The organism is Paractinoplanes lichenicola (assembly GCF_016785085.1).
Taxonomy (GTDB): Bacteria; Actinomycetota; Actinomycetes; order Mycobacteriales; family Micromonosporaceae; genus Actinoplanes; species Actinoplanes lichenicola.
Genome location: NZ_JAENHO010000012.1, coordinates 25,663 through 41,171, shown reverse-complemented (window position 1 = coordinate 41,171; position 15,509 = coordinate 25,663). Strand labels below are relative to the sequence as shown.

The window sequence follows — 15,509 nt, the reverse complement described above, 5'->3', positions numbered from 1 at the left end:
GCTCAGCCGAAGTCGTAAACGGTCGTGCCGATGTCCCGGGCGCACAGCTCGGCGACGATCAACGGCTCGATCCTGCTCCAGCGGCCGCCGGCCAGGCCGCAACCGATCCGAGGCATGTGGACGGTTGCGGCCAGCCGGTCGGCATGCCCGGCGACGGCGGTCAGGCAGCGCTCGACGGCGTCGTAGCGGATCGGCGGGCCATTGCTGCCCGTACGCATGCCGTGCTGCCCGACCATGTTGGCCACCCAGACGTCGGGCCGCACCTGCACGAGCTGTGTCGCCCCGAGCCCGAAGTCGTTGCCCGCCCGCTCGCGGTGCCACTGCCGATACGCCTTCTCGGGCTCCGGCCACCGTCGCGACACGGCCAGCACAAAACCTTTACCCCAGCCGCCGAGGTCGTTGCAGACGTGGGCGATCACCTTGGGGCCCTTGGTCTGCGGGCTGGTCGCATCCCCCTTGACGATCCGCAACGGCACCACGGCTCACGCCCCCACTTCGGTGCCTGTGCGGGCGGCTCGGGCGGCGCCCCAGTCGTACATGGCCTGGAGGAGGGGGATCAGGGTGCGGCCCTCGGCGGTCAGGTCGTATTCGACGTGGGGTGGGGTTGTGCCCAGGTCGCGGCGGGTGATGAGGCCGTCCGCCTCGAGTTCGCGCAGGCGTTGGGTCAGCATCTTCTCGCTGATGCCGGGCGTGAGGCGGCGCAGCTCGCCGTAGCGGTGGACGCCCTCCTTGAGCCGGGCCAGCAAGACTGTGCGCCACCGTCCACCGACGATGTCGACGGTCAGTTCGACGGGGCAGCTGTATCGCTTGGGCACGCACAATTATGTGCGTACTTGCCGGTGCCGCGCGGCCCTGCTGAGCTGATCGACATGACACCAACGCTGTACGAGTGGGCCGGCGGCAGTGCGGCTTTCACGCGGCTGACCGAGGCGTTCTACACCCGCGTCGAGAAGGACGACCTGCTGGCGCCGCTGTTCGCCCACATGCCGGCCGAGCATGCCCAGCACGTGGCCACCTGGCTGGCCGAGGTGTTCGGCGGGCCGGCCGACTACACCGGCGCGCACGGCGGTTACGCGCACATGCTCGGCAAGCACCTGGGCATGGGCATCACCGAGCCGCAGCGCCGGCGCTGGGTCAACCTGATCCAGGACGCGGCCGACGAGGCTGGGCTGCCCGACGACCCGGAGTTCCGGGCGGCGTTCCTCGCATACGTCGAGTGGGGCACCCGCTTGGCCCGGCACAATTCGCAGCCGGGGGCCGACGTGGTGCGCGAGGCTCCGGTGCCGCGCTGGGGGTGGGGCGAGGCGCCGCCGTACCAGCCCTAAGCTGGGGATCATGAGCCTCGACGTCGCCCGCATCCGGTCCGAATATCCCGCGCTGGCCGAGGGGTTCGTGCACTTCGACGGGGCCGGGGGCACCCAGCCGGCCGCGCCCGTGATCGAGGCGATCGCCGCGGCCATGCGTACGGCGGTGTCGAACCGGGGCACCGCGCACGAGCCGGCCCGCCGCTCGGGCGAGATCGTGGCGGCCGCCCGGTCCGCCGTGGCCGACCTGGTCGGCGGCGACCCGGCCGGGGTCGCGTTCGGTCCCAGCGCCACCGCCCTGACCTATCTGGTGGCCCGCACGCTGGCCCAGGGCTGGGTCCCCGGCGACGAGGTCGTGCTGTCCCGGCTCGACCACGACGCCAACGTGCGCCCGTGGGTGCAGACCGGAGCCACCGTACGCTGGGCCGACGTTGATCTGGTGACCGGTGAGCTGCCGGTGGCGCAGTATGCGGAGCTCATCGGGCCGCGCACCAAGCTCGTGGCGGTGACCGCGGCCAGCAACGCCGTCGGCACCGTGCCCGCCGTCCGCGAGATCGCCGACCTGACCCACGCCGCCGGCGCCCTGGTCTACGTCGACGGGGTGCACGCCACCGCGCACCGGCCGACCGACATGGTTGCGCTCGGCGCCGACTTCTACGTGACGAGCGCCTACAAGTGGTCGGGCCCGCATTACGCCGCGGTGATCGCCGACCCGGCCGTGTGGGAGCCGCTGCAGCCGGTGAAGCTGATCCCGTCACCGTCCGTGGCGCCCGACCGGTTCGAGTACGGAACGTTGAGCTTCGAGCTGCTGGCCGGGGTGACGGCGGCGGTCGACTATCTGGCCGGGCTGACCCCGTCGGAAGGCTCCCGGCGTGAGCGGGTGCTCGCGAGCATGGCCGCGGCCGAGGAGCACGAGACTTCGCTGGCCACGCGCCTGCTGGCCGGGCTGCGGGCGAACGAAGGCGTGTCCCTGTGCGCGGCCGGGCGGGACCGCTGTCCGACGATCTCGTTCCGGGTCGACGGCCAGGCGCCCGCGGAGACCGCCCGCATCCTCGGGGAGCAGGGCATCTGCGTGTCGCACGGTGACTACTACGCGGTCGAATACTTCGAGGCGGCGGGGCTGCGCGCGACCGGGGGAGCGGTCCGCGCGAGCCTTTACCACTACAACACGGAGGCCGAGGTCGACCAGCTGCTGGCCGCGCTCGGCCGGCTCACCACTGCGGTCCCCGGGCCAGCCTGACCGGCCCGGTCGTCGCGGCCACGTCAACGTCAACACCCTTCTGCCGTACGGTGATGGTCCCGTCGCGCGCCAGGCCGGCCGCGACTTCCCGCGCCGTGTCCATCAGGTCGCGCCACGACTCGCCACCGGCGACCCGGGCGGCGTCGCTCGGGCAGATCGTCGACTCGGGTTTGCGGTGTCGCAGCAGCGCTCGCATGGCCGAGGCCAGCCTGTTCCGCTGGCCCTCGGGCGTCGGCTCCCACCACGGGTCGCCGCGCTCGCCCAGGGCCACCTTGGCGTCCTGCACCCGGGGGCGGGCCGACTCGGGGTCGGTGCGGACCAGCCGGCGGGCCGCCATGAGCTCGTCGACCAGTTCTTGACGCAGCTTCTCGGGGATGGCCGGGTCGGTGGCCCGCCACTTCCGGCCGTTGACGACCAGGTAGCGGCCGTCCTCCGTCATCGTGCCCTTGTCGCCCGTGCTCATGCGCTGATTGTTCCCGGCCGCGCCGGTCGTATTCCGCCTTTCACTTGCGGCGCCGGGTCAGGCTGTTGGTTGCGGCGCCGGTTCAGGCTTTAGTTGCGGCGCCGCGTCAGGCTTTCGGTTGCCGCGCTGCGTCCGGCTTTTGGTTGCGGCGTCGGGTCAGGCTTTCAGCTGCGGTGCCGGGTCAGGTGGCCTCAGTTGCGGCGCCGCGTCAGGTGGACGACGACCTCGTCGCCGTCGGACTTGCCGAGCGTCTTGCGGATCGCGCCGTTGACCGGCAGCTTGTGGGTGCCGTCGCCGAGCGCCATGAACGCACCCTCGAACGGGACCCCGTCGACGGTGCCGGCCACCTTGACGAGCCCTCGCGTGCCGAAGATCTCCGCCGAACCGGGCAGCTGCACACAGGTCCAGGTGTCACCCTCATTGATCTTGCCCAGCGTGGCGGTGAAGGTGATGTCGAGCGGTCCGGCGGTCATGGCAGCTCCTTTTCGGGCCGGTCGATCAGCGTTCGGGCCGCCGGCCCGTTCGATGCCGTGCGGGCGGCGCCATCAGGGATCGGTGCCGTGTGGGGCGGCGCCATCAGGTCAACGGGTCGTGTGCTGCATGTCCTGCCCCCGACGGCCGTCTTATCACAGATCCGGCCGCGGCACGCGTTATCCACAGCGGCCACCTGTCCACAGGGCTGGACTCGAAGATCGACGAATTGCGCCACACTGCTCGGAGGCGGTGGCCCCCGGGAGGGTGGGCTATACGCGGCGGATGATCAAGGCCACGCTCGATCCGGCGCGGCGCGGCGCGGCGTGGCGTGGCGTGGCGCGGCGTGGGGTGGCGCGGCGTGGGGTGGCGCGGCGTGGGGTGGCGTGGCGCGGCGTGGCGTGGCGCGGCGTGGGGTGGCGCGGCGTGGGGTGGCGCGGCTGGGCGTGGCGCGGCTGGGCGCGGCGCGGCTGGGCGTGGCGCGGCGGGGCGGAAAGCGGCGGGTGGGGCGGAAAGCGGCCGGGGCGCGGCGGAGTGGAAAGCGGCGGGCGGGGCAGAAAGCGGCGGGGCGCGGCGGAGAGCGGCGAGGCGCGGGGGTGCCGGTGTGGCGCGCTGCCGCCCGGAGACGAATGCGGGCGGCAGGCGATCGCGCGGATGTCAGACGGTTGTCAGGACCGGGCCGGGACTGGAGGTCGTCCGGGGCAGGCGGATGGCCAGGACGGCGGTGGCCAGGGCGAAGGCGAACCCCAAGTAAGCCTGCACGGCTGAGAAGGCGAAGCCCGAGACGACGAAGAGCGACAGCAGAACCCCGTACGCGAGGCCGGGTGCGCGGAGCGAGCGGCTGGTGCGGGCGATCGCCGTGCCGAGGGCGGTCGCGGCGACGATCAGGAGGAAGGATGCGGACAGGGCCGTCGCGAAGAGGGCGGGGCCGTACGCGGTGTCGTCGTTGAGGGCGGGCATGCCGGGGACGCCGGCCAGGTGGGCTCGGCCCAGGCCGGGCTGGACGAAGGCGGCGCTGCCGAACGTGGCGGCCAGGAAGACGTTGGCCACGACCGTCAGGACGAAGGGCAGTTTGCTCCTCAGGTATGTCGTGGCGGCGGCCGTGCCCAGGATGGCCAGGGCGGCCCCGAGGATGCTGGCGCCCAGGTGGCTCAGCAGGAACGTGTCGGTCGTGACGTAGCGCGCGTACGCGTCGAAGTCGTCGATCGACGGCTGGTGGGTCAGGGTGCTGAGCGCGAGCAGGATGCCGTAGGCGGGCAGGGCCCAGAGGCCGAGCTTCATGACAGGAACTCCTTGGCGAGATCGCGGGCCTGGGCGTGGGCCAGGCGGCGGCCGGTGTCGGCGTCGGCGGTGGCGAGGTTCGGGCGGAAGTGGACGGTGCGGATGTCGTCGACGCCGGCCCAGCGCAGCCATTCCTCCACGTACGGGGCTTGGAAGTCGGCGCCGAAGGCCGGGCCGCGGTCGGGGCCGTAGACGGCGCTGGTGTAGATGACGGCGGCGCGTTTGCCCTGCAAGAGGCCGTTGTAGCCCTGCACCGGGTCGAAGCCGAAGACCAGGCCGGGCTGGCTGACGACGTCGATGAACTGCTTGAGGATGTACGGGATGCCGGCGTTCCACATCGGCACGCTGAACACATAGCGGTCGGCCGCGTCGAAGCGGCGGAACGTGGCGATGGCGGCGTTCCAGGCGTCGGCGGCCGCACCCTGGGGCTGCTCGTCGGCGAAGACGGTCATCTTGGCGGCCGCGGCGTCGGGGCCGAACGGGGGCAGGGTGCCGTCCCACAGGTCGTACGTCTCGATCGGGGTTTGCGGCGAGACGTCACGGAGCGTGTCGAGGAACGTCCTCGCGATCGCGAGGGATTCGGAGCGCGGGCCGCGGGGGGAGGCGGAGAGGTGCAGAACCTTGGTCATCGTCGTGCCCTTCACTAAAGAATGCGTGCGCACGCACATTTTTACTCTGATGCGTGCGCACGCACAAGAGTTGGGTAGGATCGGGTGATGGGCGACACCGATACGGCCGCGTGGGCGGCGCTGCTCCGGGTGCACGCGGCGCTCGTGCCGCGCATGGACCGCGAGCTCCAGCAGCAGTGCGGACTGCCACTGACCTGGTACGACGTGCTGCTCGAGCTCAACGCGGCCCCGGATCGGCGGCTCAGCATGGGGGAGCTGGGCGAGGTCGCGGTCGTCTCCCGCACGCGGGTCAGCCGGGTCGTCGACCAGCTGGTGGCGGCGGGCCTGGTCGGCCGCGAGGTCAACCCCGAGGACAAACGTTCCGCGTACGCGGTGATCACCGCGGAGGGGCGCAAGACGTTGCGCGCCGCCGCGCCCGTCTATCTGGGGGCGATCGAGCGCTACTTCACGTCACACATGACGGCGGCGGAGTCGCGCAGCGTGGCGACCGCCCTGGAGAAGGTGCTCAGTGCTGGGCGATGAAATCGCGGTCGTGATAGACGAGGCGACCGCCCGGCGGGCCCAGCAGCACGTCGTGGATCTCGGCGATGACGACCGTGGAGGTGCCGACCGGGACGAGCTGCAACGGGGTGCCGCGCAGCGAGGCCAGCGCCGTCGTCAGGGCCGGCTCGCCTGTCGGCAGCAGCTCCCAGCCCTGGTCGGGGGCGAATCGGGGGCCGTTCGGGCCGGCGAACGTGCGGGCCAGCGCGGCCGAGGCCGGGCCCAGCAGGTTGACGACGAAACTCGGCGCGCGCAGCAGGGCCTGGGCCGACGGTGAGTCCATGACCGAGAACGACAGGGCCGGCGGTTCCAGCGACACCGACGCGACGCTCGAGGCGGTCAGCCCCACGGGGCCGGCCGCGGTGATGATCGCTACGCCGGTGGGATAGCGGCGGAAGGCGGCCTTGAACCCGGTGGTGACGCTGTTGTGCACTGTCGAACGGTAGAACTTCAACCTCGGTTCAAGTCAACGTGTGCAAGATCGCAATCGCCACGAGCGCGGGCATGCAGGCCAGCGTCGACAGGAAGACGGCGTCGCGGGCGAGCACGACGCCGCGGTCGAAGGCCTGGGCGTACAGGAAGATGTTTTGCGCGGCGGGGAGCGCGGCCAGCACAGTGACCGCGTAGGTCTCGGTGGGGTTGAGCCGGAAGGCGAGCGCGAGCAGGAAGGCGACCGCGGGCATGATCGCGGCCTTGAGCACCACCGCGGCCAGCACGGGCAGCCGGTCGGGGCCGGGTTCGAGCAGGCGGCGACCGGAAAGGGACATGCCGAACGCGACGAGCACGACGGGCGCGGCGGCGTTGCCCATGGCGGCGATCGGCTCGGTCAGCACGGCCGGCAGCCGTACGTCGGTGACGGAGACGACGATTCCCAGCACGACGGCCACGGTGAGTGGGTTGCGCAGGGGCACGGTCAGTGACGTACGCCAGGAAGTGTGACCGGTTGTGGCGATCTGCAGGAGGGTCACCGTGACCGGCATGAAGACAAGCAGCTGCAGCATGAAGATCGGCACCACGAGGGCGGTGTCGTGGAGCACGTACATCGCGATCGGGATGCCGATGAACGCCGCGTTCACATAGCCCGCGCCGAGCGACCCGACGATGCGGGTGCCGAGGTCGCGGCCGCGGGTGGTGAGCGGGTGCAGGGCGAAACAGATGATCGCCGCGGCGGCCGAGACGAGCAGCGGCTCGGTGAAGAGCGCGCTCGGATCGGCCGCCGCGGCACTGGTGAACAGCAGGCAGGGGGAGAGCACCGTGTACGCGAGCTTGCCGGCCACGGTCTCGGTCTCGGCGGGCATCCGGCCCCAGCGGGCGGCGATCCACCCGGCGAGCACGATCACGCCGATGACCGCGAAACCGGAGAGCGCCGAGATCATCTCCCCGACGCTACCTTTATTTGAATGTCAGGGCGCGATCGCCCACAGCTGGCACGTGTTGTTGAGCCACATCCAGAGCTGGGCCTTCGTGCCGTTCGCGGTGCCGCAGTTCTGGTCGTCGAGCACCATGCCGCTGTTCTCGACGACGAGCTCGTAGCGCCCGTTGCCGGCCGGGATGACCGCCCACTGCTGGCAGGTGTTGCCCAGCGGCTGCCACAGGTTGACCGCCGTGCCCAGCGCGAGCCCGCAGTTCACCGCGTCGAGCACCTTGCCCGAGTTCACATTGGTGATCGTCCACTTGTTGGCGCCCACGGAGTTGAACCGCCACTGCTGGCAGGTGTTCCCGAGCGACTGCCACACCTGTACGCCCGTGCCGTTCGCGGTGCCGCAGTTCACCGCGTCGAGCACCTTGCCGGCCGCCAGGTTGGTGAGGCGGTACGTCGCGCCGTTCGCCGGGAACGTGACGCTCTTGCCGTAACCCACGGCGACGATGTTGGCCTGCACCGAGTTCTCCGTCGCGTCGCTCGGATACCCGCTGGTCATGACGCCCTCGAAGAACGACCCGACCGAGCCGTTGCTGTTGTCGCCGCCGATGCCCAGGATGATCGCGCCCTGCTTGGTCATCGGGTTGTAGCCCGACTGCGTGGGCAGCGACCCGTTGTACCGCGTGGCGAGCCCGCCCGACTGCGCGTTGCCGTCCTTGATGGCGTACGTGGAAGTGCCGTTGTTCTTCAGGACGGCGGTGACGAAGGCGCTGTTGCGTCCGGTGTTCGCTGTCCACGAGCCGTTACCGCCCGCGAAGAGCCCGTTCTCGAGGTCGGCGGCCACCCGCGGCCCGGCCGAGCAGGGCGAGAACCAGCACAGGTTGCCGAAATAGATCGCGTCCATGTCGCCGTTGCCGGTGTCCATGTTGTTGGTCTCGGCGTTGCCGTAGTCGAAGCAGCAGCGGTCGTTCACGTGCGTGCCCTCGGTGACCATGTACATGCCCTCGGGCTGGCTGCCGGTGGCGACGCCGTTGGTCGCGTTGTTGCGATAGCCGTTGCCGGCCGAGATGTAGACGCCGTAGACCTTGTGCCCGCCCGCCGTCACGGGCAGCGCGGCGGCGTTCGCGCCCTGGTCGGCGGTCGGGTTGGCGCCGCCGCCGGGGGCGATCGTCAGGTCGTTGTGCCGGGCGGTCTGGTCATAGATGCGCACGATCGTGCAGTAGGTGCCCGAGCAGAACGAGTCCTGCTGGGCGGCGTTCGCGTAACCGCCCGCGCTGAGCAGGCCGATGTTCGAGGTCGCGCCGTCGGACCAGCGGCGTACCTGGTAGAGGCTGCCGTTGTAGCTGCCGAAGAGGGCGCGGGTCGTGCTGTGGGCGGCCACGCAGGGGGTGCCGCCGCCGGCGTAGATGTCGCACGGGCCGGCGCCCGCGGCGTGGGCCGGGGCCGCGCCCGCCAGGGCGACGACGATCGCTAGGACGAGGACCGCTCGTTTGGCCAAGCGTGAGGATCGGATACCCATGATGCGCCTTTCGCTCAAAAGCGAAGTTTCGTGGAGCCCGGGTCACACTGTTAACGTTCACAGAAGTTAACTATGGATTTCACGCTTGTCAATGGGTGGACATGCCGCAGGCCGCCGTCCGACGACAGCGGCCTGCGGGTGGCTTGGGCTTTACGGGCGCGGGGCGGCCAGCTCGCGGTCGATCGCGGCGGTCAGCTCGGCGTCGTCGGGCGTGACGCGCGGCGAGAACCGTGCCGCCACCTCACCCGTACGGGAGATCAGGAACTTCTCGAAATTCCACTGGACGTCCTGGTCGCCGGCCAGCTCGTCGTAGAGCGGGTGACGGTCGGCGCCGAGCACCGAGATCTTCGAGAACATCGGGAACTGGACCGAATACGTGCTGCGGCAGAACTCGGCGATCTCCTCGTCCGTGCCGGGCTCCTGCCCCGCGAAGTCGTTGGCCGGGAAGCCCAGCACCGCGAAGCCCTGCTCGCTGAGCTGCTCGTGCAACTTCTCCAGGCCCTCGTACTGCGGGGTGAGACCGCACTTGGAGGCCACGTTCACCACCAGCAGCACCTGCCCCGCGTAGTCGCCGAGCGTCGCGTCCTCGCCGGTGATGGTCTTCAGCGGAATCTCTTGAATCGCCGTCATGGGCAGAACGGTACATCCGGCCTGGCCGGGGTACCTGCCGAGGGTGACCGACCTGAACCTCCCCCTGGCCCTCGACGAGATCGAAGCGCCGCACAGCGCCAGCGGTGAGCAGGTGTGGACGCACGACCTGAGCGGCGTCGCGCCACCCGCCCGGCCCGTGCGCCGCTGGACTCCGCAGCGCGTAGTGGCCACCCCGCCCGCGTACGACCATCCGCACGGACTTCGCATCATGGCGCGGCTCGCCTCACTGGGCATCGAGGTCGAGCGGCTCAAGTCGGCCCGGCTCACGGGCGTCCGGGGTGAGAACGACCGGCAGACGTACGCCCGGGCCAAGTCGACCCTGGCCATCGTGGTCAGCCCGCCCTCGCGCCGGAAGCTGCAGCCGATCGCCCCGAGCGCGGACTGGCGCGTCGACCTGGCCGAGGGCTGCCCCGCCCACTGCCAGTACTGCTACCTGGCCGGCTCGCTGTCGGGGCCGCCGGTGACCCGCGTCTACGCCGACCTGGACGAGATCCTCGACGGGCTCGCCGACTACGTGGGGCAGGGCACGGTCACCAGCCGCCGGGCCGCCCGCCGCGACGAGGGCACCACCTTTGAGGCGTCCTGCTACACCGACCCGCTCGCGCTGGACCACCTGACCGGCAGCTGGCGCCGCGCGGTCGAGCACTTCGGGGCCTGGGACGCGCCGGTGCAGTTGCGCTGGACGACCAAGTTCGGGGACGTGGACGCCTTCGCCGGGCTCGCGCACCACGGGCGTACGCGGGTCCGGTTGTCGGTGAACTGCCTGCCCGTCACCACGCGCATGGAGGGCGGGACGTCGCCGCTGGCGGAGCGGCTCGCGGCGCTGCGCACGCTGGCGCTCGACGGCTATCCCGTGGGCCTGACGATCGCGCCGATCATGCCGGTGGACGACTGGCGGGACCATTACGGCGAGCTGCTGGACGCCGTGGCGTCCGCGGTCGACGGCGTGCCGGATCTGGACCTGACCGCCGAACTCATCACGCACCGGTTCACCCCGGGCAGCAAGGAGGTGCTGCTCGGCTGGTATCCGCGCACCCGGTTGGAGATGGATGAGGAGTCACGCAGCCGCAAACACGGCAAGTTCGGCGCGGTCAAATACGTCTACCCGCCGGACGTGATGGCCGAGCTGCGCGGATGGTTCGAGTCGTCGATCGCCGCGCGGCTCCCCGCCTGCCGGATCCTCTACTGGACCTGAGCCCGTCCCGCTCCGCTCACTCGCGGCGCGGGGTGTCGGGGCTGTTCGGCCCGGGCACGTCGCCCGGCAGCCCCGAGTCGTCCGGGTGGTGCTCCGGGACGCGGGCGGGTTGGGGCCGCTCGCCCCGGTCGGGCAGATCGGTCAGATCGATCGGGTGCTCGAACTCGGGCTGTGCGTTCGGTTCCCGAACAGTCATGTCAGCCTCCTAAGGTCATTCTCGGCATACCCGCCCAGAGCATGCCTATGCGCGTTGCCCGTCAGTGGCAGGATCGGCCGCATGATCGGGTGGGGCCGGGCGTGGTCGCGGTGAAGCGGCGTCGGCGCAAGAAGCTGCAGCGCGGGCTCGTGGAGGCGGCTGGTTGGGGCGAGCCCCGCCAGGTGGAGGCGCTCCTGCTCGCCGGCGCGGACCCGAACGCGCCGGACGCCGAGGGCACCACGCCGCTGTATCAGGCGAGTGTGCAGGACAGGGCGGACAACGTACGGGCATTAGTGGCGGCGGGGGCGGACCCGAATCTCGAGAGCGGCTCCGGCTCCGAGGGGCTGCCTTTGTGCGCGGCCGCGTGCTGGGGCCACGCCGAGGTGGTCCGGATCTTGCTGGCGGCCGGGGCCGACCCCGTCCGGCGCGAGGACGGCGGCCACGGCCGCAACGCCGTGGTGTGGGCCGGCATCGGTGGGCATCTGAACGCTTTGGAGTTGTTGCGTGCAGCGGTCGCGCGCCGCTGACCGACCCACCGTAGACCCCCGCCCCGAAGATCGTTGAGTTATCCACATTGCCGGGTTGTCCACAGCCCCCCACCCCAAGATCGCCCTCCTCCGCAAGAATGGGATTTGGGCGGTGGCCCCCGGTTGGGGTGGGCCCTGTTCGCGGGGGATCTTGACGGGCTGGTCCGGAGCGGGTTCGAGTGTGCCTGAGAGCGAGGCCCCTCCGGAGCCGGTCAGCTCGGAGGGGCCCCGTTGCCTCAGCTCGCGTAGGTCTCGAACTCCGCGATCCGCGGCGCCGAGCTCGCACCGGTGATCTCGAAGGTGACCTTCTTGAGCGACGTAGGCGTAAAGCTGATCACGCCCGCGCCGGACCCGGTCTTGAGCACCGCACCGGTGTCAGCGTTGATCACCCGGTAGGCGGTGACCGCCGACGACACCTCGCGGATGTTGATGCGCCCGACCGTCGTGGCCGCGCTCCACTTGATCGAGATGCTGCCCGTCGTGCCGCTGGGCGACCAGTACGTGCTCAGGCTGCCGTCCTTGACGTTGCCGTAGCTGGTGCCGCTGGCCTTGCTCGACCCGTCGGCGCCGCCGCTCAGGCTCAGGTTCGTGCCGCTCGGCTGGGTCGGCGGCGGGGTGGTGGGGGCCGGCGTGGTCGGGCCGGGAGTGGTCGGGGCCGGCGTGGTCGGCGACGGGCCCGTGGTGGAGCAGCTGCCGGTCGACGTACGGATGCCGGTGTTGGCGCCCGCGGTCGAGCGCACGACGTCCGGGGTGCACGAGGCGCCGTCCAGCCGGTACGAGTACGGCACGCTCACCGTCGTCGTGGAGGCCATGCTCGGGCCGGCCGGCTTGTGGTCGCTGCTCGTGGCCGACCAGGTCACGTTGTCGAGGATGTTGCCCGCGGTCTGCCAGGTCCCGGCGGCGTCGGTGTAGAACGTGCCGAGGACGTCCTTCGAGTTCTGGAAGTAGTTGTTCTCGACCTTGGCCCGGGCGCCGGCCCGCGAGTTGATGCCCGATTCGTTCAGGCTGTAGTAGTAGTTGTTGTAGATGTGCGCGATGCCGCCGCGCAGCAACGGCGTACGGGAATCGATGTTCGAGTAGTAGTTGTGGTGGAACGTGACGAAGCCGTTCGACGTGTCGCTCTCGCTCGAGCCGATCAGCCCGCCGCGGCCCGAGTTGCGCAGGATGCTGTACGACAGGGTGACGTACTGCGTGTTGTCCTTCATGTCGAACAACCCGTCGTAGCCCTCGGACTCGCCGCCCGACGCCTCCAGCGTGACGTGGTCGACCCAGACGTTGCGGACCGTGCTCTCCATGCCGATCGCGTCGCCGCCGTTCGAGGTGGGCGAGCCCGACTTCTTGACGTTCCGCACGGTCACGTTCTGGATGATGATGTTGCTGGAGTCCCGGATGTGGATGCCCAGCTGGTCGAAGACGGCGCCGCTGCCGACCCCGATGATCGTGACGTTGCTGATCTCCTTCAGCTCGATCTTGTCGGCGGCCGTGTTGCAGCTGCTGCCGGAGACCTTGGTCGTGTTGCCGTGGTTGATCGTGCCGGAGACCTCGATCGTGATCGGGGTGCTGCTGCTGGCCCGGCTGCAGAGGGCCTGGTGGATCTGGGTCCCGGTGGTGGCACGTACGGTCGAGCCGCCGTTGCCGCCGGTCGTGCCGCCGTTGCTCGACGCGTAGCCGGTCGCGGAGCCCACCGCGGCCGCGCTCGCCTGAGGCAGGGGTAGCACGGCGACGATGGCCGCACCCACGGCACCCGTCGTCAGCGCCACAAGTGCGCGTTTCGCTGTACGTTTCATGGCTGTTCTCGCTCCTTCGCAAGCAGGGCGCCGCCACTACGAACCGTTGTCTCGGACCCGCTCGTGCCGCGGGCCGGCCACCCACGCCGACTCGGCGATTCGTCGGAGGAAAGCGCTTACCTCAGCGAGAATAGAAACAAGTCAATAGTCGGCGCAACCGTTTGCAGTGGTTTGCATTACACCGACGTGCCGGGGCCCAGATCGGAGGGGGAGCGCTCCCATCGGTCGCCCGCGGTGGTGCGACCAGAGTCGGTGCGGGTTACTCGAAGCTGCCGTCGGCCCACTTGCTCGCGTCGGTGCCCGAGCTGAAGTCGCCATCCTGCTCGTCGCGTGACTGCGGCCGGCGACGGTCCAGCCGGTTTCCGACGAACACGGCCAGGCCCACAACCACAGCACAGATCAAGAGGATGTAGAGCATGGCAGCAGTATGGGTCAGTGGTGAGATGGACGCCATGTTCAGCTTGCGACCGGCCACCTTGGACGACGCCGTCACGCTGGCCGAGATCGTCATGGCGGCCACCAAGCATCAGGGCCGCTGGCCCGCGATGACCCCGGCCGACGAGCAGGAGTGGCGCACCGGTTTCGCCGATTGGAGCCGCCAGACCCTCGCCGACGTCTCCGTCATCGTCGAGGGCGGAGAGGCCATCGGCCGGCTGCGGGTGGTGCGCGGCGACGGCTTCCTCCGGCTGGCCGGCATCCAGCTGCTGCCATCGGCGCAGGGCCGCGGCATCGGCACGGCGATCGTCCGGCAGCTGCAGAGCCGAGCCCGCCGCGAGAGCGTGCCCCTGCTCATCGGCGTCGAGAAGGACAACCCGCGCGCCCGGCAGCTGTACGAGCGGCTGGGCTGCGTACCGGTAGGGGAGAACGAAGCCGGCGACGAGGTCGAGCTGCGGTGGAGCGGGTCAGGCGTTCAGGGCCCCTAACAGGGTCCTCACGAGCAAGTCGGCGCGGGCGCCGGGGCTGTCGGCCGGGCCCAGTTCGGGAGCGTCGGGCGGCAATTCGTCGACCTCGTGGACCAGGGCGCGGAAGACCTGGCGGCACCACTGGGGGCGTACGGCGGTGATCTCGCCCGCCGCATGCAAGCGGGTGAAGACCAGGTCGAGCCGCTCGATGACCGCGGGGCTCAGCACGTCGCCCGTCAGCTGGATGCCGAAACGGTGGCTGACCTTCAGCTCGAACAGGGACTCGGTCAGGCGGTGCAGGGCGACCGCCGGGGGCGCGGCGTCGACCCGGGCCCGCTGGAGCGCCAGCAGGTAGCGCTCGTTGACCTGCTCGACCAGCGCCTCGAGCAGCACCTTGCGGGTGGGGAAGCGGCGGTGGACGGTGGCCCGGGCCAGGCCGGCGGCATCGGCGATGCGTTCCATGGGGGCGTTCGGGTCGGCCGCCAGAACGGTCTCGGCCGCCTCGAGGATGCGCATCGTGCTGCGTTCCGCGTCGGCCCTCATGGTCATCACCCTACCCAGCCCGGAAATGAGACAGAGCTGACTCAGTTATTGACTCATCCTAGACAACCGTGGTCCAGTGGACGGAGTCGAACGAACGGAGATTCCGCCATGGATCTGCACCTTGCCGGCAAACGCGTCCTGGTCACCGGGGCCAGCCGGGGCATCGGCCTCGCGATCGTCCGGGCCTTCCGTGAGGAGGGCGCCGAGGTCGTCGCCGCCTCCCGCCGCAGCACGCCGGAGCTCGAAGCCACCGGAGCGACCTTCGTGGCCGCCGACCTCGCGGCCCCGGACGGCCCGCGCCGCCTGATCGAGTCGGTGCTGGCCGCCGATCCGCGCCTCGACGTGCTGGTCAACAACGCCGGGGGCGGCTCGATCCCCGACGGCGCGCTCGCCGACCCGCTCGAGGGCGCGGAGGACGTCTGGGCCGACACGTTCGCACTCAACCTGAACGCGGCCGTGGGCACCACCCGCGCCGCGTTGCCCGCCCTGATCGCCGCGCGCGGGGCGGTCGTCAACATCAGTTCTGACAGCTCCCGCAAGCCGGGTGCGGCCCCGCTGCCGTACGCGACGGCCAAGGCCGCCCTCAACGCGTTCTCGCGCGGGCTCGCCGAGAAGGTCGCGGCCCAGGGCGTACGGGTCAATGTCGTGACGCCGTCAGGAACCCGCACGAGCCTGATGGAGGCGGCCGACAGCTACCCGGCCAAGGTCGCGCAGGCCATGGGCGTCGACCGCGAGACGTTCCTGGCCGCTGTGCCCGCGCAGATCGGCATGCTGACCGGCACCCTGATCGACCCGGCCGAGATCGCCCGTGCCGTGCTGCTCCTCGCCTCGCCCACGATGCCGAGCGCGATCGGCGCGAACTGGTCCGTCGACGCCGGCTCACTCAAAGTCGCCTGACGCC

The 15,509-nt window shown here is 70.7% G+C and carries 21 protein-coding genes; 7 read left to right on the top strand and 14 right to left on the bottom strand.

Going from position 1 to position 15,509, the window contains the following annotated elements:
- Positions 1–2: 2 nt before the first annotated feature.
- Positions 3–476, bottom strand: a complete 474-nt coding sequence (locus JKJ07_RS35925; protein WP_202996430.1) for a macro domain-containing protein — start codon at positions 474–476, stop codon at positions 3–5.
- A 6-nt stretch (positions 477–482) separates the two neighbouring features.
- Positions 483–815, bottom strand: a complete 333-nt coding sequence (locus JKJ07_RS35920) for a winged helix-turn-helix transcriptional regulator (RefSeq protein WP_202996429.1) — start codon at positions 813–815, stop codon at positions 483–485.
- Positions 816–869: 54 nt separating this feature from the next.
- Here JKJ07_RS35920 and JKJ07_RS35915 point away from each other — a divergent pair, with 54 nt between their 5' ends.
- Together JKJ07_RS35915 and JKJ07_RS35910 are read left to right on the top strand one after the other, a co-directional pair.
- Positions 870–1,325: a group II truncated hemoglobin gene (locus tag JKJ07_RS35915; RefSeq protein WP_202996428.1), complete on the top strand. Its 456-nt coding sequence runs from the start codon at positions 870–872 to the stop codon at positions 1,323–1,325.
- Positions 1,326–1,335: 10 nt separating this feature from the next.
- Complete coding sequence (locus JKJ07_RS35910; RefSeq protein WP_202996427.1) at positions 1,336–2,544, top strand: cysteine desulfurase-like protein; 1,209 nt, start codon at positions 1,336–1,338, stop codon at positions 2,542–2,544.
- Here JKJ07_RS35910 and JKJ07_RS35905 read toward each other — a convergent pair.
- From JKJ07_RS35905 to JKJ07_RS35890, 4 genes are all read right to left on the bottom strand, one after another.
- Positions 2,516–3,007, bottom strand: coding sequence for a DUF3253 domain-containing protein (locus JKJ07_RS35905; RefSeq protein ID WP_236030495.1), 492 nt, complete (start codon positions 3,005–3,007; stop codon positions 2,516–2,518). The genes JKJ07_RS35910 and JKJ07_RS35905 overlap by 29 nt on opposite strands.
- 191 nt (positions 3,008–3,198) lie before the next feature.
- On the bottom strand, positions 3,199–3,480 hold the full coding sequence (locus tag JKJ07_RS35900) for a DUF1905 domain-containing protein (RefSeq protein WP_202996426.1): 282 nt from the start codon (positions 3,478–3,480) through the stop codon (positions 3,199–3,201).
- A 655-nt stretch (positions 3,481–4,135) separates the two neighbouring features.
- Positions 4,136–4,759: a hypothetical protein gene (locus tag JKJ07_RS35895; RefSeq protein WP_202996425.1), complete on the bottom strand. Its 624-nt coding sequence runs from the start codon at positions 4,757–4,759 to the stop codon at positions 4,136–4,138.
- A complete protein-coding gene (locus JKJ07_RS35890) occupies positions 4,756–5,388 on the bottom strand; it encodes an FMN-dependent NADH-azoreductase (protein ID WP_202996424.1) in 633 nt (210 codons plus the stop codon). The genes JKJ07_RS35895 and JKJ07_RS35890 overlap by 4 nt, the downstream gene beginning before the upstream one ends.
- An 87-nt stretch (positions 5,389–5,475) precedes the next feature.
- Here JKJ07_RS35890 and JKJ07_RS35885 point away from each other — a divergent pair, with 87 nt between their 5' ends.
- Positions 5,476–5,910 carry a MarR family winged helix-turn-helix transcriptional regulator gene (locus JKJ07_RS35885; protein ID WP_202996423.1) on the top strand — a complete coding sequence of 145 codons (435 nt, stop codon included), beginning with the start codon at positions 5,476–5,478 and terminating at the stop codon, positions 5,908–5,910.
- Here the strand turns inward: JKJ07_RS35885 and JKJ07_RS35880 are convergent.
- From JKJ07_RS35880 to JKJ07_RS35865, 4 genes are all read right to left on the bottom strand, one after another.
- The gene (locus JKJ07_RS35880) at positions 5,894–6,361 is read right to left on the bottom strand and encodes a flavin reductase family protein (protein WP_202996422.1); all 468 of its coding nucleotides are present in this window, start codon (positions 6,359–6,361) and stop codon (positions 5,894–5,896) included. The genes JKJ07_RS35885 and JKJ07_RS35880 overlap by 17 nt on opposite strands.
- Before the next feature lie 28 nt (positions 6,362–6,389).
- Complete coding sequence (locus JKJ07_RS35875; protein WP_202996421.1) at positions 6,390–7,304, bottom strand: AEC family transporter; 915 nt, start codon at positions 7,302–7,304, stop codon at positions 6,390–6,392.
- A gap of 27 nt (positions 7,305–7,331) precedes the next feature.
- Positions 7,332–8,807: an arabinofuranosidase catalytic domain-containing protein gene (locus JKJ07_RS35870; protein WP_202996420.1), complete on the bottom strand. Its 1,476-nt coding sequence runs from the start codon at positions 8,805–8,807 to the stop codon at positions 7,332–7,334.
- 150 nt (positions 8,808–8,957) lie between these two features.
- Complete coding sequence (locus JKJ07_RS35865; protein ID WP_202996419.1) at positions 8,958–9,437, bottom strand: glutathione peroxidase; 480 nt, start codon at positions 9,435–9,437, stop codon at positions 8,958–8,960.
- A 43-nt stretch (positions 9,438–9,480) separates the two neighbouring features.
- Between JKJ07_RS35865 and JKJ07_RS35860 the strand changes: the two genes are divergently transcribed.
- Positions 9,481–10,653: a spore photoproduct lyase family protein gene (locus tag JKJ07_RS35860; protein ID WP_307834581.1), complete on the top strand. Its 1,173-nt coding sequence runs from the start codon at positions 9,481–9,483 to the stop codon at positions 10,651–10,653.
- Positions 10,654–10,669: 16 nt separating this feature from the next.
- Here JKJ07_RS35860 and JKJ07_RS35855 read toward each other — a convergent pair whose 3' ends face one another.
- Positions 10,670–10,849, bottom strand: a complete 180-nt coding sequence (locus JKJ07_RS35855; protein WP_202996417.1) for a hypothetical protein — start codon at positions 10,847–10,849, stop codon at positions 10,670–10,672.
- Positions 10,850–10,896: 47 nt separating this feature from the next.
- Between JKJ07_RS35855 and JKJ07_RS35850 the strand changes: the two genes are divergently transcribed.
- The gene (locus tag JKJ07_RS35850) at positions 10,897–11,376 is read left to right on the top strand and encodes an ankyrin repeat domain-containing protein (protein WP_202996416.1); all 480 of its coding nucleotides are present in this window, start codon (positions 10,897–10,899) and stop codon (positions 11,374–11,376) included.
- Positions 11,377–11,612: 236 nt separating this feature from the next.
- Here the strand turns inward: JKJ07_RS35850 and JKJ07_RS35845 are convergent, their stop codons facing one another.
- Complete coding sequence (locus JKJ07_RS35845; RefSeq protein ID WP_202996415.1) at positions 11,613–13,163, bottom strand: pectate lyase family protein; 1,551 nt, start codon at positions 13,161–13,163, stop codon at positions 11,613–11,615.
- 259 nt (positions 13,164–13,422) lie between these two features.
- On the bottom strand, positions 13,423–13,581 hold the full coding sequence (locus tag JKJ07_RS35840) for a hypothetical protein (RefSeq protein ID WP_202996414.1): 159 nt from the start codon (positions 13,579–13,581) through the stop codon (positions 13,423–13,425).
- Between JKJ07_RS35840 and JKJ07_RS35835 the strand changes: the two genes are divergently transcribed.
- Positions 13,580–14,086, top strand: coding sequence for a GNAT family N-acetyltransferase (locus tag JKJ07_RS35835; protein WP_202996413.1), 507 nt, complete (start codon positions 13,580–13,582; stop codon positions 14,084–14,086). The genes JKJ07_RS35840 and JKJ07_RS35835 overlap by 2 nt on opposite strands.
- On the opposite strand, the gene JKJ07_RS35830 is transcribed toward JKJ07_RS35835, so the two are convergent.
- Entirely contained in the window at positions 14,066–14,608 is a 543-nt protein-coding gene (locus tag JKJ07_RS35830; protein WP_202996412.1) for a TetR/AcrR family transcriptional regulator, read from the bottom strand. The genes JKJ07_RS35835 and JKJ07_RS35830 overlap by 21 nt on opposite strands.
- A 108-nt stretch (positions 14,609–14,716) precedes the next feature.
- Here JKJ07_RS35830 and JKJ07_RS35825 point away from each other — a divergent pair, with 108 nt between their 5' ends.
- Positions 14,717–15,505, top strand: coding sequence for an SDR family NAD(P)-dependent oxidoreductase (locus tag JKJ07_RS35825; RefSeq protein ID WP_202996411.1), 789 nt, complete (start codon positions 14,717–14,719; stop codon positions 15,503–15,505).
- The last annotated feature ends 4 nt before the right edge of the window (positions 15,506–15,509 follow it).